Source organism: Janthinobacterium sp. GW822-FHT07H10 (assembly GCF_058798675.1).
The window spans coordinates 194591-215198 of record NZ_JBXAKS010000008.1 but is presented as its reverse complement, the minus strand read 5'-3'; the positions used below and the strand labels follow the sequence as shown (position 1 = coordinate 215198).

At 64.3% G+C, this 20608-nt stretch carries 14 protein-coding genes; 1 reads left to right on the top strand and 13 read right to left on the bottom strand.

From position 1 onward, the window contains the following. Positions 1 to 48 precede the first annotated feature (48 nt). From AC1RDJ_RS19140 to AC1RDJ_RS19120, 5 genes are all read right to left on the bottom strand, one after another. The gene (locus tag AC1RDJ_RS19140; protein WP_071322560.1) at positions 49 to 807 is read right to left on the bottom strand and encodes a FecR family protein; all 759 of its coding nucleotides are present in this window, start codon (positions 805 to 807) and stop codon (positions 49 to 51) included. Further along, on the bottom strand, positions 776 to 6397 hold the full coding sequence (locus AC1RDJ_RS19135; RefSeq protein ID WP_493028400.1) for a YDG domain-containing protein: 5622 nt from the start codon (positions 6395 to 6397) through the stop codon (positions 776 to 778). The genes AC1RDJ_RS19140 and AC1RDJ_RS19135 overlap by 32 nt, the downstream gene beginning before the upstream one ends. Positions 6398 to 6413: 16 nt before the next feature. Continuing rightward, complete coding sequence (locus AC1RDJ_RS19130) at positions 6414 to 8024, bottom strand: ShlB/FhaC/HecB family hemolysin secretion/activation protein (RefSeq protein WP_493028399.1); 1611 nt, start codon at positions 8022 to 8024, stop codon at positions 6414 to 6416. 219 nt (positions 8025 to 8243) lie between these two features. Continuing rightward, positions 8244 to 10379, bottom strand: coding sequence for a CHASE2 domain-containing protein (locus tag AC1RDJ_RS19125; RefSeq protein ID WP_493028438.1), 2136 nt, complete (start codon positions 10377 to 10379; stop codon positions 8244 to 8246). Between the two features lie 116 nt (positions 10380 to 10495). Then, on the bottom strand, positions 10496 to 12118 hold the full coding sequence (locus tag AC1RDJ_RS19120; protein ID WP_071322556.1) for a GAF and HD-GYP domain-containing protein: 1623 nt from the start codon (positions 12116 to 12118) through the stop codon (positions 10496 to 10498). Between the two features lie 189 nt (positions 12119 to 12307). Here AC1RDJ_RS19120 and AC1RDJ_RS19115 point away from each other — a divergent pair, with 189 nt between their 5' ends. Further along, a complete protein-coding gene (locus AC1RDJ_RS19115; protein WP_493028398.1) occupies positions 12308 to 13204 on the top strand; it encodes an MBL fold metallo-hydrolase in 897 nt (298 codons plus the stop codon). Between the two features lie 46 nt (positions 13205 to 13250). On the opposite strand, the gene AC1RDJ_RS19110 is transcribed toward AC1RDJ_RS19115, so the two are convergent. The 8 genes from AC1RDJ_RS19110 to AC1RDJ_RS19075 all read right to left on the bottom strand — a co-directional run bounded on the left by AC1RDJ_RS19110 (position 13251) and on the right by AC1RDJ_RS19075 (position 20506). Then, positions 13251 to 14264, bottom strand: coding sequence for an inorganic phosphate transporter (locus AC1RDJ_RS19110; protein ID WP_071322554.1), 1014 nt, complete (start codon positions 14262 to 14264; stop codon positions 13251 to 13253). A gap of 39 nt (positions 14265 to 14303) precedes the next feature. Further along, the gene (locus AC1RDJ_RS19105; RefSeq protein WP_010400015.1) at positions 14304 to 14930 is read right to left on the bottom strand and encodes a DUF47 domain-containing protein; all 627 of its coding nucleotides are present in this window, start codon (positions 14928 to 14930) and stop codon (positions 14304 to 14306) included. A 94-nt stretch (positions 14931 to 15024) separates the two neighbouring features. Then, positions 15025 to 16410, bottom strand: coding sequence for a replicative DNA helicase (locus AC1RDJ_RS19100; RefSeq protein WP_071322553.1), 1386 nt, complete (start codon positions 16408 to 16410; stop codon positions 15025 to 15027). Between the two features lie 135 nt (positions 16411 to 16545). Further along, on the bottom strand, positions 16546 to 17001 hold the full coding sequence (gene rplI / locus AC1RDJ_RS19095) for a 50S ribosomal protein L9 (protein ID WP_034783456.1): 456 nt from the start codon (positions 16999 to 17001) through the stop codon (positions 16546 to 16548). A 27-nt stretch (positions 17002 to 17028) separates the two neighbouring features. After that, on the bottom strand, positions 17029 to 17319 hold the full coding sequence (gene rpsR, locus AC1RDJ_RS19090) for a 30S ribosomal protein S18 (protein WP_010400024.1): 291 nt from the start codon (positions 17317 to 17319) through the stop codon (positions 17029 to 17031). 15 nt (positions 17320 to 17334) lie between these two features. Next, entirely contained in the window at positions 17335 to 17643 is a 309-nt protein-coding gene (gene priB / locus AC1RDJ_RS19085) for a primosomal replication protein N (protein ID WP_071322552.1), read from the bottom strand. 20 nt (positions 17644 to 17663) lie between these two features. Next, entirely contained in the window at positions 17664 to 18050 is a 387-nt protein-coding gene (rpsF, locus tag AC1RDJ_RS19080) for a 30S ribosomal protein S6 (RefSeq protein ID WP_010400028.1), read from the bottom strand. A gap of 134 nt (positions 18051 to 18184) precedes the next feature. Then, positions 18185 to 20506 carry a zinc dependent phospholipase C family protein gene (locus AC1RDJ_RS19075; RefSeq protein ID WP_493028397.1) on the bottom strand — a complete coding sequence of 774 codons (2322 nt, stop codon included), beginning with the start codon at positions 20504 to 20506 and terminating at the stop codon, positions 18185 to 18187. Positions 20507 to 20608: the final 102 nt, after the last annotated feature.

Sequence of the window (20608 nt, the reverse complement as noted above, 5' to 3'; positions counted from 1 at the left end):
GAAGGTCAAGCCCTATTTCTCGCGTGCGGGGCTTGCCATATCAACACCTCAGCGCACGACGCAATCGATGGCTGCCGGCCTGGCGCCGCCTGCGGATGCGCCGGAAGAAAGCGGCGAGGCCGAGAAGACCGGCGGCGGCGTGAATGGCAGGCCTGGATTGACGGGCAGCATCACGGGCGGCTGCTTGAAGCTGGGGGTAAAGCCGAACTGGCCAGGGGCAAAATTGAGCGCGCCAGACGGATTGCTGACCTGAATCAGGCCATCGAGCACGTGCACATACAGGCCGGGCGCCACTCCCTGTCCTGGCGACGGCGGCAGCGGTGTTGCCGATGGCGCGACGTAGCTGGCAATAAACGTCGTGCCGCGGATGCCGATGGTGGCGGCCGGCGTCTTCATCTCGAAGCGTTCCTTGTTGCGCTTGCCGAGCAATCCCGTCACGGAACGCAAGCCGCCTTTGAGCAGGCTGAAGACGGCATGGTCGCCGTCGGGCTGCTCGGCCGTGTACGTGAATTGCTCGATCACAAAGCTGGTATTCGGCTTCAGCGTGATTTCACTGTTGTCGATCAGCTTGATCAAGGCATAGGTGTCCTTTTCCGTCAGCAAGGTATCGCCCTGCTCGACTTCGGACTTGATGGCCAGCAATTTCACCTTGCCATCGGCCTTCTTGACCATCAGCGGGCCGCTCAATTGCAGCACCGTGCCCGCCACCTGCCCTGCCCAGGCGTGCGCGGCCGTGCAGCTCAGCGCCAGCCACAGCAGTGCATGGCTCAGCCATTTAGTTGCAATAGGTTTTTTTGACTGCATCATCGTATTTGTATCCTGTAGATTTATCTGTGGCGCCGGCAACATCCTTGCTGTCCGCTTTCTTGTCATCGGTCTTCTGCACCGGAGACGCCGAGGCCAGCGGTGCATTTGCGCGGTCCGCCTGCTTGATGATGCGCAAGGCTTCGTCGATGGCGGCACTCACGCTGCTGTCGATGACGGCCGTGGTGGCGGGCAGGAAGATGGCATCGGGCACGTCCACCGTGCCGCCGGGTGCCAGCAAGCTCACGTCGGCGCGCTGGCGCGCGATGCGCACGCCGGAGGCAGCCGTGATGCCGCCCGTTTTTGCCAGCAAGCTCATGCTGGCCGCCGCCGGCACGGCGAAGCTGGCCGTGCCGCCCAGGCGCACGTTGGCGCCGGCTTGGGCGGCAAAACTGCCGCCGCTGGCGATGCGGGAATTGCCCTCGATATTGATGTCGCGCCCTGCCGTCAAACTGATGTCGCGCGCCGCCAGCAACTGCGCGCCATCGCCCAGCACCACGTCCGTGCTGGCATTGAGCGCAATATCATTGCCCTCGATCTTGCCGTTGACGGTGACGGGGCTGTGCGCCGTCAGCGCCACGTTGCCGCCATGCGCATTGATGTTGCCAGCCGAGATGGCACCGGTATTGTCGATGGCGATATTGCCCGCGCCCGTGACGAGCGTGCCCAGCGCCAGGCTGCCGGGAGCGGAAGTATTCTTCAGCGTAATGCCGCCACCCGCGCTATTGCTGGCGCTAAAGCTGCCCACCCGGTTGCCCGCATGGTCCAGCACCACGCCGTTCTGCGCCTGCGTGTCCAGGGTGGCAGCGACGATGGCGCCGTCCTGGCCGATGGCGCCGTTCAGGGCGCTCAGGCGCACATCGCGCGCCGTCACACTGGCAAAGCGCAGGTCGCCGCTGGCCTGGCTGATGGCCAGCTGGCCCGCCAGGTTGATGGCGCCGGCCGCCTGGCTGAAGCGGTTGGCGATGGCCAGGTTGCCGTTGCCGCTCAACAAGCCGCCGCTTTGCGCATAACGGTCGGCCGACAGGCTGCCGTTCAGCAGCAAATTGCCGCCGCTGATTTCCAGGCCGGCCAGGCCGCTCAGCACGGAGCGGTCCAGCACGCTTTCACCGAGGGTCAGGCTGCCGCCCGTCAGCAGCAAGCCTGACGCCGAGTTCAGGTTCTTCAGGACGGTGCTGCCGGCTGCCGCGCTGTAGGTAACGATGCCCTTGCTGTTCGAAAAGTCGACGGCCAGCACGTTCGCGCCTTCCGGCACCACGCCGCCATCCCAGTTGGCCGCATCGCTCCACAAGCCGTTGCCGCTGCCTATCCAGGTCGACAATTGTTTTTGCGCAATCGTCGCCTGCGTCGTGCCGCCCGCCGACGTCAGCACGTAATTGCCCGCATCGGCGCCGTCCAGGCCCAGGTTGGTCACGGACACGCTCTTGCCCACGCCCGCATTCTTGTCGCCGAAGCGGGCCAGGGCCGACACGTTCAGGCTGTCGCCAGCGATGCGGTCATCGCCAAAATTCAGCGTGGCGCCCGTTGTGCCGTCGTAGGTCTTGTTGACGCCGTTGAAATGCACGTTCAGCGCGCGCGGCGTGATATCGGCCGTCGTGCTGCCGCTACCGCTGGCCAGCACGTAATTGCCCGCATCGGCACCCTGCAGGCTGCCGCTGCCGTAGCTGTAACTGACGTTCTTGCCGGCACCCACGTTCTTGTCGCCGAAGCTGGCCAGCGCGCCGGACAGCACCACCTGGTCATTGCCAACCAGGCCTTCCAGCAGGGCGCTGATGCTGGCGCTGGTCGTGCCGTCGTACACCTTGCCGGCCGCGCTGACGTTGCCCACGTTGAGGATGGCGCGGCCGATGTCGGCAAAGCCGCTGGCGCTATCGGCAACGCTGTAATTGCCCAGTTCATTGCCGGCCAGGCTGATGCCGCTGGCGTTGACAAGCTTGCCGCTGCCCGCGTTCTTGTCGGCAAACAGCGCCGTGCCCGTGGCGCTGACGCTGTCGCCGTTGACTACGTTACCCAAGATAAAGGTGGCGCCGCCGAAACCCAGCTGTCCATCGTAGACCTTGCCGCCGCCTATGCTCACCGTCAGCATGCGCGGCGTGATGGCCAGCGTCGTCGTGCCGCCCAGGCTGATGTCGTACTTGGTCGACCACAAGCCCGTCAGGCCATACGTGCCGACGTTGCGCGCGCTGCCGTAGCCGAGGCTGCCGTTGGCGCCCGTATCGCCATCGAGCAAGCCGACATAGCTCAGGCTGCCGAGGAAGCTGGCCAGCTGGCCATCGTAGACCTTGCTCGTAGCATTGCCCGACACGTTCACTTGCAGCGGTTTCAGGAAGGCTTTCAGCATCGGCGTCGTGTAGCCGTCGTAGATGCGCCAGACGCTGCCGAAATTGAAATCGTTGAAACTGCCCTGCTGCTGCATCTGCGCCGTCGTGCGGCCCGTGGCGCCGCCCTGATCCATCTGCGTGCCGGCCGTTTCATAGTTCCAGTAGCCATACGCCACGCCCGCGCCCGCGTCGGCCCGGCCCACCAGGCCGCCCACCGTGCCGCCGGCAAAGCCGCCGCCGGCCACCGCGCCGCTGCTGTAGACGTGGCTGGCGCTGCTGCCTGCCACGCTCCAGCCGATCAGCCCACCCAGGTTTTCCTTCGTCACGATGGGATCGCTATTCACCGACGCACCGACGGCACCCGTGGCGTAGGCATCGCTGATGCTGCCGCCATTGCGCCCCACCAGGCCGCCGATAGCCGCCGCGCCGCGGGCGGCGCCCGTGGCGTAGGCCTGCGAAATCGCGCCGTCGTTGTTGCCCACCAGGCCGCCGACCTTGTCGCGCGCACCCGTGACGTCGCCCGTGGCATAGGCGCCGTCGATGCTGGCGCCGGCCAGGTTGGCGCCGGCCAGGCCGCCGATGCTGCCTGCGTTGTCCGCATTGAGGCCCGTGACATTGCCGCTGGCGCTGGCATTGCGCAGCGTGCCGCCGTTGCTGCCGACCAGGCCGCCGACCGCGTTGGCGCCGTTGACCGTGGCGCCGCTGTGCACATTGTCCAGCGTGCCGCCCACGTTCATGCCAACCAGCGCGCCGACATTGTTGCTTCCCGTCACGCTGCCATCTTGCAGCGTGACGTTGCGCACCGTTCCGCCCTGCACCTTGCCGAACAGGCCCACGCCGGACGTCGTCGTCGCATTGCTGGTGTTGATGTACAAGCCCTGGATGGCGAAACCGGCGCCGTCGAACGTGCCCGCATAGCCGGCGCCGTTACCGCCGGCGATGGCGGCAAAGCCGGCGCCCTGGTTCCAGGCGGTCGTGCCGCTGGCGTCGATATTGCCGGCCAGGCGGTAGCTGTTGCCCAGGCCCAGGCTGCCGATGCCTTGCAAGCCGTAGATATCGGCGATCAGGTAAGGCGATGCGGTACCGCCATCGCCGCCCGTCGCGCGCAGGAAGCTGGCGCCTGGCGCGATGGCGAACTGGCCGGCGGAGAACGCGGCCAGGTTCGGCCCGTTCTGCGTCCAGGCCCCGCCGTCGAGGAAGAAACGGCCGCCGACGGTGACGGCGCCCGTGGCCGTGATGGCGGAAGCTGAATTGACGTGCAGGTCGCCCGCCACGGCGAGCGCATTCGAGATGTGGATGCCGCCCGTATTGCTGCCGTCGCCGATGCTCAGCGATGCCGCCGCAATGCCGGCCAGCTCCGCCGCGTCGAGGCCCAGGGCGCCGCCCGACTTCGTGCCCAGGTCGATGCCGCGCGCACTGCTCAGCGGCTTGAGCGTCACGCTGGCGCCGGCGCCGCTGCCGCCGAAATTCAGGGTGCCGCCGAGCGTGATGCTGTCCGCCTGCAAGGTGACGCTCTGGCCGGCGACGCCGCTGCCGACCAGCCGCGCGCCGCCGCCCGTCAGGTTGATTTCGCCGCCCGCATGGTTGGCGCGCAGGGACAGGTTGCCGTTGCCGACATCGACCACGCCGGTGCCGGCCACGCTGGCGCCGGACAGCGACACGCTGCCGCCATGCGTCGTGATCGCCGCATTCAGGTGGACGTTCGAGCCGGGGCCGTATGCGCCGCCGCTGCTGGCGTCGTTCGCCGACAGGGTCACGCTGCCGCCGTTGGTGCTGATGGCCGCGTACACGTTGATGGTCTCGCCGGCCGTGGCGCTCAGGCCGATGCCGGGATTGACCATGTTGACGGCGCTGCTGAAATTGATGCGGTGCTGGGCCTGCAAGATCACATTGCTGCCGGCGCCCGAGATCACGTCGGCGCCGATGCTGGTGCTGCTGGCAGGCGGGCCTTCGGCAAACTCGTCCACGTCGCCGAGGTTGCCGCCGCCGCCCTGCACCACGTCGATATCGTAGGGGTCGAGCAGCCAGGTACCGCGCTTGCCGCGCCCCGCGCGTGCGCCCGTATCGACGCGGATGCCGTCGACGGCCAGCGCATGGCCCGACGTTTCCACGAAGCCGCCATCGCCGCCCTGCACGCCGCCGCGCGCGGAAATGCTGCCGTGCACCTGGGCCGTGTCATTGCCCCAGGCGATGACACGGCCGCCATTGCCGCTGCCGGTGGCGTCGGCCGCGATGCTGGCGTCCTTGCCGACAAGCACCTGGCGCGCATTCTGCACGGCCGCATTCTTGCCCTGGTAGTCGCCGCCCAGCAAGACCGTGCCGCCGCCCGTGGCGCCGCTGGCATCGATTTTCGCGTTGCCCAGCAAGCCCACCTGGTCGCCCAGCACGCGGATCTCGCCGCCCTTGCCGGCCGCGCCCGTGGCGCTGGTGACGCTGCCCGCCTCGAGCAGCGCCTTGCCGCTGGCCTTGAGCACGATCTTGCCGTTCTCGCCGACGACGGCGCTGTTCGCGTTGAGCACGCCGCGCTGGCTGAGCAGGGCGCCGGCCATGCCGATGCCGCCACCCTGGGCGATGATCTGGCCCAGGTTCAGCGCCCGGTCGTCGGGTGCCGACACCAGCACGCGCAACTCGGGGTTGCCCGGGTCGGCCAGCTGCACGCTGCGCCCGGCCGCCAGGATCACTTCGCCATTCGGCGCCGTGATGAGGCCCGTGTTTTCCACGTTTGGCGCGATCAGCAGCACTTGCCCGCCCTTGCCTGCATTGATCACCCCGGCATTGCCGACGGCGCCGGCCACGCTGCCGGCCGTAAATTGGCGCTTGCCGGCCAGGAAATCCTCGTTCGACATGCCCAGACTGGACGCCACCAGGCCATGCACGTCGACGCGCGCGCCCTGGCCGAAGACGATGCCGTTCGGATTGATCAGGAAGACCTTGCCGTTCGATTCCAGGCTGCCCAGGATCTTGCTGGGGTCTTGTCCCGTGATGCGGTTCAGCACGGCACTATTGCCGTTTTGCTGGATGAAGCGCGTGATCTCGCCCGCATGGATGGAAAAGCTTTGCCAGTTGATGATGGTATTGGGCGTGTTCGTGATCGAGAAGACGTTGCCCTGCTGGTTGAACGTGGCTTGTCCGCTGACCACTTGCGGCAGGGTCGGGTTGGCCTGCGCCGCGCCGAAGCAGCCGGCCAGCAGGAGCGCCAGCGCCGTGCGGCGCAATGGCGGCCCGTACGGCGGCGGGGCGGAAACGGAAGCGGGGTGGACGTGATTGTGCATGGTGTTCATCCTGATACTAGTAAGCCAAGGCGAGTCGGAAATGCAGGCGGTTGGCGCCGCGCTGTCCCGTGTCGCCGCCATTGACGACATGGGCGTAGTCGAGTTGCAGATTGGCGTAGCGGTTCAGCATCAGGCGCAGGCCGAGTCCCGCGCTGCCTATGCCCTGGGAAGCGCTTTCGCCGGGCAGCGCATGGTTGCGGCGCAGCCATGCCGTGTCGTAGAAAGCCAGCGCGCGGCATTGGTAGCCGAGGGCCTGGCCGCACCAGTTCGGCGTGTACAGTTCCAGGTTCAGGCTGGCGCCGGAGTCATTCGACACCTCGCGCTCGGCAAAGCCGCGCACGGACGCTGCGCCGCCGGCGCCGAACTGCTCGCCGGGCACCAGCGCGTCCGGCGTGGCCTGGACGTTGAACAGGGCACGCCACTGCCAGTCGTTGCTCAGCACGCGCGCCGTGCTGGCGCTCAGGCGCAAGGTGTTGTAGCCAGCCTTCGCATGCGCGCGCACGCGGTCGAAATCGGCTTGCGCGCCATGCTTCCCGCCGGGAATATTGTGCGCGAACGTGACGGCCACGCTGGTCTCGCCCGTTGGCAGGGTCCAGTTGCCGATGTAGCTGACGCTGAGCGGATGCACGGTGACGTCGGCGCCCAGTTCCATGCCGAACAATTGCACGCTGTTGCGGTAGGCCTTGTAGTCGATGCCGTACACGAGCTTGGGCTCGAAATCGTCGCGGCGGGCAAAGTTCTGGTTGTAGCGGATGCCGGCCATGCTGCCCTGGCCGCTGACGGCCAGGTCGAAAATGCCGGCCGAGACGCTGCCCGAGTCGACATTCGAATAACTGGCGAAAAAGTCCATCGAGTCGCCCAGCGCATACAGCGGCAAGTGGTAGCCGGCGCCATACACGCCGACCTTGTCCGGCTTTTCCAGGCTGCTCGTGTATTGCAGGCTGGCGACATGGTCGCGCCCCCACAGGTTGGCATGCTGCAACACTACGCCCACGTGCGTCTTGCCCGTCTGCGCGTTGCCCGTGTTATCCACGTTGAGCATGGCCTTCCAGGCCTTCTCGTCGGCCACCGCGACGATGGCGTCGATGGCGCCCGCCTGCTCGTCGGCCTGCAGCCGTACTTCGATCTTGCGCGCCGGGTTTTCATTGGCCAGCCGCAGGCTTTGCGACAGGGCGTTCAAATTCGGTGTCTCGCCTTCGCGCAGGGCCGGCAGCGCGCGCCGCACGTTGGCCTCGTCGACATGCACGTTGCCGCTGATGGCAACCTTGCCCAGCGGCGTTTGCAGCACGCTCAGGCGCACCACGCCGCGTTCCAGTTCCTGTTCCGGCAGCTGCACCTGCACGGCGCCGTAGCCACGCGCCCGGTAGGCGGCTTCCAGCGCCTCGACGGCACGCGCCAGGTGGGAAAAATCGCGCTGCGGTCCCGTAAACGGGGCCAGCAGCGCCTGTACCTGGGCGTCGCCGAGCAGGGTATTGCCCTGCACGTCAAAGCGGCTGATGTCGAAATGCGGCACGCCATTGTCCTGCGCGGCCGGCGTGGCCTCATCCATGGAAACGGCGGCGCCGACGGCGCCGACGGCGAACAGCAGCGCGGAACCCGCAAGCAGGTGCACCAAACGATATGTCATGTGAAGGATTTCTTGTGTAACCGGACAAGCGCTTGGCCCCGCAGGCGCCAGCGGCACTCTATCCGGCAATGGATTGAAGACAAATTTTAGACGGCTTTTAGTTTCCAGTCAGAAATTTCTGACGTTTTCTTGCGAATTTCATGGCGTTGCTGCCTACATCATGCAGACAAACTGGAAAGATGATGGAATTGACAGCAGTTTGCAAGGCAAATCAGATGGTTACTTGCTATTCAAGACCGTCACGCCATCCCAGCCGGCCGGCGGCGGCGCGGCGCGGTAATGCGCCAGGCGCGCCGCATACAGCCGGTACACGCCGTCTTCGGGGAAATCCGCCTGCAGGCTGGCGACCTCGGCCGCCGCCGCTTCCCAGTCGCGCGCGCGCAACAGGGCCAGCGCGGCATGCCAGCGCGCCAGCTGCGCCAGCTCCTGCGCATCGGCGTCGGCCAGCAAGCCGCGCGGCTCGAAGATGGCCACCGCCTGCTGCTTGCCCTGCACGCGCACCAGGTCCAGTTCGCGGTACAGGAAGTCGCCCGCCGCCGCGCGCGTGGCCGCCCCCGCGACGATGCCCACGCCATCCAGCTTGCTGGCGCCTTCCAGGCGCGCGGCCAGGTTCACGCTGTCGCCCATGACGGTATAGGCGCGGCGGATGCGCGAGCCCATGTCGCCCACATGCATGGCGCCCGTATTGATGCCGATGCCGATGCGCAGCGGCGGCCAGCCGCGCGCGGCGAAGTCCGCATTCAGTCGCGCCGCGCTGCGCTGCATCAGCAGCGCGCTGGCCACGGCCCGGCTGGCGTGGTCGGCAAAGGCCACCGGCGCGCCCCAGAAGGCCATCACGGCGTCGCCGATGTACTTGTCGAGCGTGCCGCCATGGCTGTCGCGGATATCCTGCGACATGGCCGTCAGGTAGGTATTGATGTATTCGCGCAGCGCGGCCGGCGCCAGCTGCTCGGAAATGGCCGTGAAGCCGCGCACGTCGGCAAACAGCACCGTCAATTCGCGGTTCTCGCCATCCATGGTGTAGCGCTGCGGATTGTCCGCCATCTCGGCCACCAGTTCGGGCGCCACGTATTCGCCGAAGCGCGCCACCAGCGCGCGCCCCTTGCGCACTTCGAAGAAGTAGCCCCAGGCCAGGTTGACGATGAACAGCGCGACGATCAGCAGCAGCACCACGGCGCCGCCCAGCACCAGGTCGCGCGCCGCATACAGGTACAGGTTGACGGCGATGGCGGCGGCCATCGCCCCCAGGGTCAGCAGTATCACGCCGGCCGGCGGCAGCACGGCCAGCGCGCCGGCCAGCAGCAGGCCCACCGCCAGCACCTGCAGCAGTTCGAGCGCCAGCGCGTAATCGGGCCGCGACTTGAAGCGTCCGTCGAGGATGGACTTGATCAGGTTGGCGTGCACTTCCACGCCCGGATATTCGGCGTTGACAGGCGTGGCGCGGATATCGTTGAGGCCGGGCGCCGTGGTGCCGACCAGCACGATGGCGCCCCGCAGCAGCGCGGGCGGCACGCTGCCGGCCAGCACGTCGGACGCCGAGACATAGCGGAAGGCGCCACCGGCGGGGCCGCCCGTGCCGCGGTACTGCACCGTGGTGGTCAGCGCCTCGCCCACGGGAATGGCCGTCGCGCCGCGCGGCGCGAACAGCACGATGTGTTCGAGCCCGCCGTTGGCCAGTTCGCGCGCCGACAGGGTATCGGCCGTGGCCGTGAAGCGCGGGGCGATGGCGCGCGCCTGCAGGTAGACGGCGGCCGTGGCCAGCGACAGCGAGGGATAGTAGCCGTCGCCGATGCGCTGCAGCAGCGTCGAGGAGCGCACCACGCCGTCGGCGTCCGTCAGCGCCGTGAAGATGCCGGCGCCGCGCGCGGCCGCCTGCAGCGGCGCGATATTGGCTTCGTAGCCGGGCGCCGTGTAGGCCGTCACCGTGCGCCCGTTCAGGTCTGCCACGGTAAATGCGGGGGCCGGCAGCACGCCCTTTTTTTGCCGCTCCGAGACGCTGTAGCCGAGCACCACGGGCTGGCCGCGCATGGCGTCGGCGAACTGGCCGTCGTAATCCATCGCCGGGCGCAGTTTTTCCAGCTGCGCCGGCAAGCCCGCCACGCCGGCCAGTTCGCCGCGCGCCAGCGTTTCGAGCACGGCATAGCCGGAACTGGTGTCCGCTTCGGGAAACGAGATATCGAAACCCAGCGCCGCCACGCCGTAGTGGCCGGTGAGCTGGCGCACCAGCTTTGCCTGGATGTCGCGGCTCCAAGGAAAACGCCCCACCCGGGCCAGGCTCTTTTCATCGATGTCGACGATGACGATGCGGCTGTCGAGCTGCGGCGCCTCGGCGCGCATGCGCCAGTCGCCGAGCATGGCGTCGAGCCGCGCGATATTCGCGTTGCCGGCCAGGCACAGGATGGCGGCGGCCACGGTCAGCGCCACGCCCAGCAGCCAGCGCGCGCCATGCTTGCGCAGGGCCGGCGCCAGCTTCAAGGGGTATAGCCCGGAATGGAGGCCTCGTCGACGGCATCGATCTGGCTCGGATGCATGTGCTTTTCGGCGAAGGTCAGGTAGACCTTGCTGCGGATGAAGACGTCGAACAGTTCCGGGTCGATATGCCCGTTCAGGCTGAAATTGCCGAGGATGCGCAGGGATTCGGACAGCGACTTGCCCTTCTTGTAGGGCCGGTCGCGCGCCGTCAGCGCCTCGAAGATATCGGCGATGGCCATCAGGCGCGCCGGCACCGACATCTGCTCCTTGGTCAGGCCGCGCGGATAGCCCTTGCCATCCATGCGTTCATGGTGGCCGCCCGCGTATTCCGGCACCTTCTGCAGGTGCTTCGGCCATGGCAGCGCTTCGAGCATGCGGATCGAGACGCTGATATGGTTGTTGACGATGGCCCGCTCGGCCGCCGTCAGCGTGCCGAAGCGGATGGTCAGGTTTTCCGTCTCGTCGGCATCGAGGAAGTCGCGCAGCTCGCCGTCGGCCGCGCGCCAGCGCCGGCGCGCGATCTGCCGCACGCGCTCCTGGTCGGCCGGCGCCATGCCTTCGCCGCCCACGTTGGCGCGGCGGATGAAGTCGCGCTCCTCGCGCAGCGCGGCCTGCTCCTGCTCCAGCGCCTGCGCGATGGCGTCCTGCTGCTGCGGCTGCGCCGCCTGCTGGCGCAAGGCCGCGATCTCGGCGTCGCGCAGCAGCACTTCGTAGCGCGTGTCGATCAGGGCGATGCGGTCGAAGATGGTTTCCAGCTTGGTGGCCTTGTCGACCACGTGCACGGGCGTGGTGATCTTGCCGCAGTCGTGCAGCAGGCCGGCCAGCCACAGCTGCTTGCGTTCATTGTCGCTGAGACGAAACTGGGCCAATGGCCCGCTGTCGGTCGCATGCGCGGCGTCGGCCAGCAGCATGGTCAGCTCGGGCACGAACTGGCAATGGCGCCCGGTGTACGGCGACTTTTCATCGATGCCGATATTGATCAGGGTAACCAAGGACTCGAGCAGCTCTTCCAGCTGGGAGATCAGCAGCTGGTTCGTCAGCGCCACGCCCGCCTGCGCCGCCAGCGCCTCGATGAAACGCTGGTCGGTGGAAGAAAACGCGCGCACCTGGCCCGTCTCGGCATCCTTGGCGTTCACCAGCTGCAGCACGCCGATCAGGTCGCCCTCATGGTCGTTCATGGGCACCGTCAGGATCGACTGCGTGTGATAGCCGTGGTGGCGGTCGAAGGCGCGCATGCCGGAGAAATTGAAGGCCTCGTCGCGGTAGACGTCGGCGATATTCACGCTGCGGCGCTGGTTGGCCGCATACGCGGCCACCGAGGCCAGATTCGGCTGCCCGGCGCCATCGAACAGCGGCACGCCTGGCAAGCCGATGTCGTTGCCCTGCCCGATGCCCAGGCTGTCGTTGACGCTGATGTGGAAATCGAGCTGGCGTCCGTCCGCGGCGGGCCGGTACAGGGTGGCGCCATCGGCCCCGCTCATGCTTTTTGCCAGCAGCACGATGCGCTGCAGCAGCGGTCCGATGTCGCGCCCCTGACCGCCCAGGCCATCGCCTAGCGCGACGCTGAGCTCGGTCAATTGCTCCAGTCTGTGGGCGATTTTCTCAGGGTGCAGCTGAGGCATATGGGACGCGATCAGGTAAGGAAAAAGGGAAGTCGGCAAGCGCCAGTGTAACGGCCACCCCGCGCACTGTACATTACTCAATTACATCAAAATGAAATAAATTGCCGTGTTGCAACACACACAAATGTTGCCGCCAATCTCATTAATTAGAATAGAATCAACAATAATTACACAGTAACAAGGTACTGAATGAAATTCACGTTCAGGGGCGTGCGCGGCTCCATCCCCTCCCCCGGTCCGCGCACGGCCCGCTATGGCGGCAACACCACGTGCATCGAAGTGCGCACCGACGACGACAGCCTGATTATCCTCGATGCGGGCAGCGGCATCTTTTCGCTGGCGCAGCAACTGCCTGCAGGCCAGCGCGTCGACGCGCATGTCTTCATCACGCACAGCCACTGGGACCACATCCACGGCCTGCCCATGTTCTCGCCCCTGTTCGTGGCCGGCAACCGCATGCGCCTGCACGGCGCGTTCGACGCGCGCAGCGGGCGCGGCATCGAGCACGTGATGGCGGTGCAGCTGCAGGACAGCTATTTCCCCGTCAGCGAGGCGGCCATGGCGGCCAGCATCGAATACCGCACCCTGGCGCCCGGCGAAGCCGTCGACGTGGGCGGCGCGCGCGTCCGCGGCGCGGAGATGAACCACCCGGTCGTCAACCTCGGCTACCGCATCGACTGCGCTGGCGCCTCGCTGTTTTTCAGCGGCGACCATGAACCGTTCTACAACCCGCATCCGCCCGGCCACGCCGAACACGCGGCCTGCGCGGCGCGCAATGCGCAGCGCCAGGCCAGCATCGACGCGCTGGTCGACGGCGTCGAGGCGCTGATCATGGATTGCTCGTACACGCGCGAGGAATACCCGGGCAAGCAGGGCTGGGGCCATGGCACTTTCGACGCCGCCTTCGAACTGGCCCTGCGCTGCGGCGCGCGGCGCCTGTACTGTACCCACCACGAGCCGACCCGCAGCGACGAACAACTGGAAGCCGTGTTTGCCGACGTGATGGGCCGCCATGCGGGCCGCCTGGCCGGCCTGCAGGTGTTCCTCGCCTACGAGGGGCTGACGGTGGAACTGGCCGGGGCATGAAAAAAGGGAGCCGCAAGGCTCCCTTTTTACTGGCGTTGGCTATCCATTACATGATATGGCGGCCAATCCACCATGCGATGGCGGCGACAAACGCGGAAGCGGGGATCGTGAAGATCCAGGCCCAGACGATGTTGCCCGCCACGCCCCAGCGCACGGCCGACATTTTCTGTGCCGAGCCGACGCCGACGATGGCGCCCGTGATGGTGTGCGTGGTCGACACGGGGATGCCCAGCGCCGTCGAGACGAACAGGGTGATGGCGCCGCCCGTTTCGGCGCAGAAGCCGCCGACCGGTTTGAGCTTGGTGATCTTCTGGCCCATGGTCTTGACGATGCGCCAGCCGCCGAACAGCGTGCCGAAGCTGATCGCCGTGTAGCACGAGATGATGACCCACATCGGTGGCATGGCGTCCGTCGTGCTCGAGTAGCCGGCGGCGATCAGCAGCATCCAGATGATGCCGATGGTCTTTTGCGCATCGTTGCCGCCGTGGCCCAGGCTGTACGCCGCGGCCGACACCAGTTGCAGGCGGCGGAACCATTTGTCGACGCGGCGCGGCGTCGAGCGCACGAAAATCCACGACACCAGCAGCATGATCAGCGAGCCGAACAAAAAGCCCAGGACCGGCGACAGCACGATGAACAGCACGATCTTCCACAGGCCGGCCGAGATCAGCGCGCCCGTGCCCGACTTGGCGACAGCGGCGCCCACCAGGCCGCCGATCAGGGCGTGCGAGGACGACGATGGAATGCCGTAGTACCAGGTGACGAGGTTCCACACGATGGCGCCCATCAGGGCGCCAAATATCACATATTGGTCGATCACCGCGGGGTCGATCGTGCCCTTGCCCACCGTGGCGGCCACGGTCAGCTGGTGGAAGACGAAGATGGCGACGAAGTTGAAGGTGGCAGCCATGGCAACCGCGGTCTGCGGTTTCAATACGCCCGTCGAGACCACCGTGGCGATCGCGTTGGCGGCATCGTGGAAGCCGTTCATGAAGTCAAATAGCAGCGCCAGGATGACAAGCAGGCCTAGCACGTAGATGCTCATTTGGATGGTTTGCATGGATTTTTCTTTTCTGATTCTGTTTCAGGACAGACGCTGTTACGCGTTTTCGACGATGATGCCTTCGATAATGTTGGACACATCTTCGCAACGGTCTGTCACGGTTTCCAGAATTTCATAGATCGCTTTGAGCTTGATCAGGTTGCGCACGTCCGGCTCGTCGCGGAACAGCTTGGACATGGCGGCGCGCATCACGTGGTCGGCATCCGATTCCAGGCGGTCGATCTCTTCGCAGATGGCGACGATCTTGCGCGAGTTATCCATGTTGTGCAGCATGGCGACGGCGTCGCGCACTTTTTCGGTACACGCCAGCACCAGTTCGGCCAGGCGCTTGGCTTCGGGCGTGACGGCTTTCAGGTCGTACAGCGACACGGTCTGCGCCGCGTCTTCCAGCAGGTCGAGGATGTCGTCCTGGCGCGTGATCAGCTGATGGATGTCGTCGCGGTCGATCGGCGTGATGAAGGTCTTGTGCAGCATTTCCACGGTGGCGTAGGTGACTTTGTCCGCCTGTTTCTCGATGCTTTCAATCGCATGCACGCGGTTTTCCAGGTCGTCGAAATTGGTCATCAGGCCGAGCATCTCTTTCGCGCCCTTGACGCACAGTTCCGCGTGCTGGTTAAACAATTCAAAAAACTTGCCCTCAGTGGGCATCAAGCGTCCAAACATGTCATTCTCCGTTAAGCATTGAGTCGTGTTATTTACTACAGAAAGCCGCCCCCTTGTCGGGGGCGGCCGATGGAATTGCCAGTGCTGCTGAGTCTTAGTCGCCTTGGTAAAGCGCCAGGCCACCACTGTAATTGCCAAATTTGGTGTACTGCCCCATGAAGGTGAGGCGGATGCTGCCGATTGGACCGTTACGTTGTTTACCGATGATGATTTCGGCCGTTCCCTTGTCCGGCGAGTCGGGGTTATACACCTCGTCGCGGTAAATGAACAGGATCACGTCGGCATCCTGCTCAATAGCGCCCGATTCGCGCAAGTCGGACATGACAGGACGCTTGTTCGGGCGTTGTTCCAGCGAGCGGTTCAGCTGGGACAGCGCGATCACGGGACAGCCGAGTTCTTTCGCCAGGCCTTTCAAGCCCCGCGAAATCTCGGAAATCTCCGTGGCGCGGTTGTCGCCGGGAGTATTGGCCGACATCAGCTGCAAGTAATCGACGATGATCAGGCCCAGCTTGCCGCATTGACGCGACAGGCGGCGCGAACGGGCGCGCAATTCGATGGAATTGAGCGCCGGCGTTTCATCGATGTACAACTGGGCGTCGTTCATCTTTTGAATCGCATTCGTCAGGCGCGGCCAGTCTTCGTCGTTCAGGCGGCCCGTGCGCAGGCGGTGCTGGTCCAGCTGACCAACCGAGCCCAGCATACGCATGGCCAGCTGGGCGCCGCCCATCTCCATCGAGAACACGGCCACGGGCAAGCCGCTGTCGATGGCCACGTTTTCGCCGATGTTGACGGAAAACGCCGTCTTGCCCATCGAAGGACGTCCCGCCACGATCACCAGGTCGCCCGGCTGCAGACCCGAGGTCATGCGGTCGAGGTCGATGAAACCGGTGGGCACGCCCGTGATTTCACTCTGGTTGTCGCGGCTGTACAGTTCGTCGATGCGTTCGACCACTTGCGTCAGCAGCGGCTGGATGGCGGTCCAGCCCTGGGCGCCGCGCGCGCCCTCTTCGGCGATGGCGAAGATCTTCGACTCGGCCTCGTCAAGCATCTGCTTGACTTCCTTGCCCTGCGGGCTGAAGGCCGTGCCGGAGATATCGTCGGCGACGGTGATGAGTTTGCGCAGCACGCCGCGGTCGCGCACGATCTCGGCGTAGCGCCGGATGTTCGCGGCCGATGGCGTGTTTTGCGCCATGGCGTTCAGGTAAGCGAGTCCGCCCACATCCTCGGCCTTGCCGAGCTGGGTCAGGGTTTCAAAAACAGTAATGACATCGGCTGGCTTGGAAGCGTTAACCATCTTGACGATTTGCTCGAAGATGATGCGATGGTCATAGCGATAGAAATCCTCCGCATGCATGAAGTCGGCAATGCGGTCATAGGCGGCATTGTCGCGCAGCAGACCACCGATGACGGATTGTTCTGCTTCGATCGAATGCGGCGGAATACGGAGGGAATCCAGTTGCGGATCAGAGGGGGCGTTCATGGCGCGAATTATACCCGCTTCGGCGTGTCGGCAAAAATAAAGGGCTGAAATTGAGCGAAAAAAAGGCCACAAAAAAGCCGGGCGAACCCGGCTTTTCATAGTGCGGCAACGCTTGCGGGCCAGGCCCGCAGACGATTACGCGTTCGCGTCTGGTACGACAGCGATAACGACTTCCACGACCACGTCGGTGTGCAGAGCAACCGAAACGTTGTGCTCGCCAACGATCTTCAGCGGGCCGGTAGGCATGCGGATTTGTGCTTTTTCAACAGCAAAACCTTGCTTGGTCAGCGCTTCAGCGATGTCGAAGTTGGTGACGGAACCGAACAGACGGCCATCGACGCCAGCTTTTTGAGCAACTTGAACGGTCAGGCCGCTCAGTTTTTCGCCCTGGGCTTGCGATGCGGCCAGTTTGGCGGCAGCAGCTTTTTCCAGTTCGGCGCGCTTGACTTCGAATTCAGCCACAGCGGTTGCCGTAGCACGACGTGCCAGGCGTTGCGGGATCAGGAAGTTACGTGCGTAACCGTCTTTGACTTTGACGACTTCGCCGAGGTTACCGACGTTAACAACTTTTTCTAACAGAATGATTTGCATAGTTCTTCTCCAGGAATATCTGACCGATTAAGCGTGGTGCAGATCGGTGTATGGCAGCAGCGCGAGGAAGCGGGCGCGCTTGATTGCGGTGTCGACTTGGCGCTGGTAGTGCGCTTTGGTACCGGTCAGGCGTGCTGGCATGATCTTGCCGTTTTCCTGGACGAAGTCTTTCAGCGTGTCGACGTCTTTGTAGTCGACTTGCTCAACGTGAGCTGCCGTGAAGCGGCAGAACTTCTTACGTTTGAACAAAGGGTTTTGCTGTTTGCGTTTTTCTTTAAGCTTGAGCTTATTTTTGTCGAACTTTTTACCGAATGCCATGTCAGGCTCCTGTATCTAAAATGCGCTAGTCGGGGTGACTGCACTAAAATCAATGATGTGAAACACCAAACTCTTGCTGTTGCGGCTTTTCCTGGCCAGGAAACCCGTGAACTGATATACCCCGCCCAAGCTTGCCTGGCTGAACCGGCCTGAGATTTCGCCAGCGGCAAGCGCGGCAACATCAAACTCGGTCAAACGGGCAATTCCTGCTTCCATCTGCTGCGAACTGTGCTGCAATACTGCATTCACAATCGGCAGCCCTGCCGGGGTATAGCGCAATATTTCGCGCTCGGCAATGATGGCGGTTACTTGTAGCTGGTTCAGCGCACGATCCTGGTCAAGAATTAAGCTGCTGCGGCTGGAGCGGCTGCTGGTGCTTCGGTGCGGTGGCTTTTGGCCGCGTCTTCGCGTTGTACCGATTTCATCATCGGCGAAGGAGCTGTTTCAGCTTTCTTCATTTTAACGGTCAGGTGACGCAACACGGCATCATTGAATTTGAATGCTGTTTCCAACTCGACCAGGGTCTCGTTGTCGCATTCGATGTTCAGGCAGATGTAGTGTGCTTTAGGCAGCTTTTGGATCGAGTAAGCCATTTGACGGCGGCCCCAATCTTCCACGCGGTGAACCGAACCGCCGCGGGTGGTTACGCTGGCTTTGTAGCGTTCGATCATCGCGGGCACTTGCTCGCTTTGGTCCGGATGGACGATAAAGACTATTTCATAATGACGCATGCAAACTCCTTCAGGTCGGATTGATAATCGCCCACCCCGGCGTCAAGACAGGTGTGGGAAGGTCAGCCGGAGAGTATAGCCGGTTTTACGCCAACGATCAAGCCCCCGCGCATGCTGGCGCGGGGGCCTGGCCGCTAGTCCAGCAACAACTGCAGCACGGGCACGATCTTGATGCCCTGGCAAGCCTGGTCCGCAGCGCTGTCCGGGAACGGATATCCGCTGCAAGGGCGGTAAGGATAGTCACTTGGCAACAATGTCGGGAAGCCCAGCTCGCCAGCCACGTCGATACCGGACGACAGCGGCCCCTTGAACAAGCCGCGGAACAGCGCGCCGCGCACGGCGGGACGCCATGGCACGAAACCGGCCGCGGCGGCGTAGGACGCCGGCTGCGCATACGGCGCGCCCACGGCGTTCGGACGCGGCGGCGGCACGGCCATCCACTGGTGATTGCCGTCGATGCTGGCGATGGCGTCGGCGATGACGTTATCGGTCTGCGCAAACACGGAGCGCCCCGCTTCCGGCGCCGCCCCAGCGAGTTGCCCCAACGCCACCAAACCCGCCGTATCGAGCAGCGACAGCTTGGCCAGCACGACGGCGTTATAGGCCACCGCATATCGCTGCGGATCGAAGGCGCCGTCCGTCACGCGCATCTCGGCGCGCACGCGCGCGGCAAGGTCGGGAATCATCAGCAGATTCTTGTCATTATGGCGCTCGGGGCGGCTGAAATAGTCGTTCAGGGCGGCATCGTCCATGTCCTTGCTGAACAGCGCCAGGATATCCTGCAATTCGCGCGGCAGCAGGCGGTCGAAGATTTCCGCCACCAGGCGGTCCTTGGCGCTGGCAATCTGCTCGTCGCGCCAGGCGCGGATCTCGGAAGGCGTCGGCAAGCCGAGCAGGTCCCCGGCAAACGCCAGGTCCTCGGCCAGCTTGAGCGCCCGGTCCACCGCCCAGACCACATTCCTGGCGCCGTCGCGCAGCTCGCACCCGGACAGCTCCTGCGCCACACCGAGAATACTCATGTGATAGCAATCGAACCAGCGCGACAACGGCTCGGTCGCGCTGGCCGCCCGGTCCGTGGAATTGAGCAATGACTGGCTCGTCGCCTTCACATATTCGCGCATGGCAACATCGACATCATTGCGCCAGCCCATCAGCGGCCCCTTGATCGGCGACGTGTTCTGCCCCATGCGCTGGCTGAAATCAATGGCGGCATTGCTGACGATCTGCACCAGCTTTTGCGATGCCACCGCAGCATCGCGCACGGCGATGCTGGCCTGCAACAGCTGCTGCCGCTTGGCCGCCAGCTTGCCATTGAGCGAGCCCAGGGCCGCATTGACCGAGCCATTGATGGAGTCGATCACATCGTTTGCCTTTTGACATGCATGATAGCCGAACGGATCCTGCCATTTTTTCGGGCAACTTGCCTTGCGGCGCAACTCGCTTTCCTTGCTGGAAATCTGCAGGTGCAGCTGGAGTATCTCCTGCTCGACACTGAACACGGTCTGCGTGGCCTTCTTCACGCCGCTGAACAGGGCATCGTCAAGATGCTGCGTGGCATTGACCAGATCGTTTGCCAGGGACTGGATGCGGTCCTCGCCCGCCTGTACCTTGGGGATGATGACATTGGCCTTGTCGATGATCTTTTGCGCGTCGTTCGACGACAGCGCCACGCCCCAGTTCGACGCAAACAGCCGCACGACCGCGACGTCGAGCTGGTTCCAAGCAGGATTGACCACCATCGCGTCGATGGATTTGCGGTAGGCATGGTAGGCCGCCAAATGCCGTCCATACTTGCCGCGGCTGTATTGCTCCTGCACCGTATCGTTGAGCACCAGCGTGTCGCGCACAAACGTGCCGAATGCATCGCTGGGCTTGATCAAGGCGCGCACGGCGCCAAGCTGCCTGCCCGTGTGGTCGCGCAACGGCGGCGTCAGCCTCCCGATAAAGCCCTCGAGCGCAATATGCCGCTGCTCCACCAGCGTTTCATCGGCCAGGTCAAAGATGTCTCCCGCATACTGATTGACATACGTATGGGCGAACATGTCGGCCGAGGCATGCCCCAGGTAGCCATAGGCGTATGCCGTGCCCGCGGCGTTGCCCCTGGCGCTGTTGAGCAGGAAGCGCAGCCAGTCGTTGGTCTTCCAGCCGTCTTCGATGCCGGGATGGACGATGGTTTGCCCGACGAGAATGTCCGGCGCCGAGTCGGGACCTATATTCCCCAGCAAGAACTCCGTCTGGTTCGCCAGGATGGCGCTGCGCACATGCGCGGGCACTTCGAGGGTGACGGGCTTTCCCTGCAATACAATAGTGATCTTGCCATCGTCCGCCAGATCGTTGATGACCTGCTGCCCCACCCAGACATGCGTGCCCAGGGTAAAGGCGCACGCATTCCCGGCAAACAAGATGCCCAGCAAGCCAGCCAGCAAGGTGAAACGCTTACCACATCGGTCGATCATGGAATCCTTTTATAGTTTTACGGATGAAGAGAGGCACACATGGCCCGGATGCCACATTGCCAAAAAAATATCATGCGCATACTAGCAGAGAAAATTGCAAAT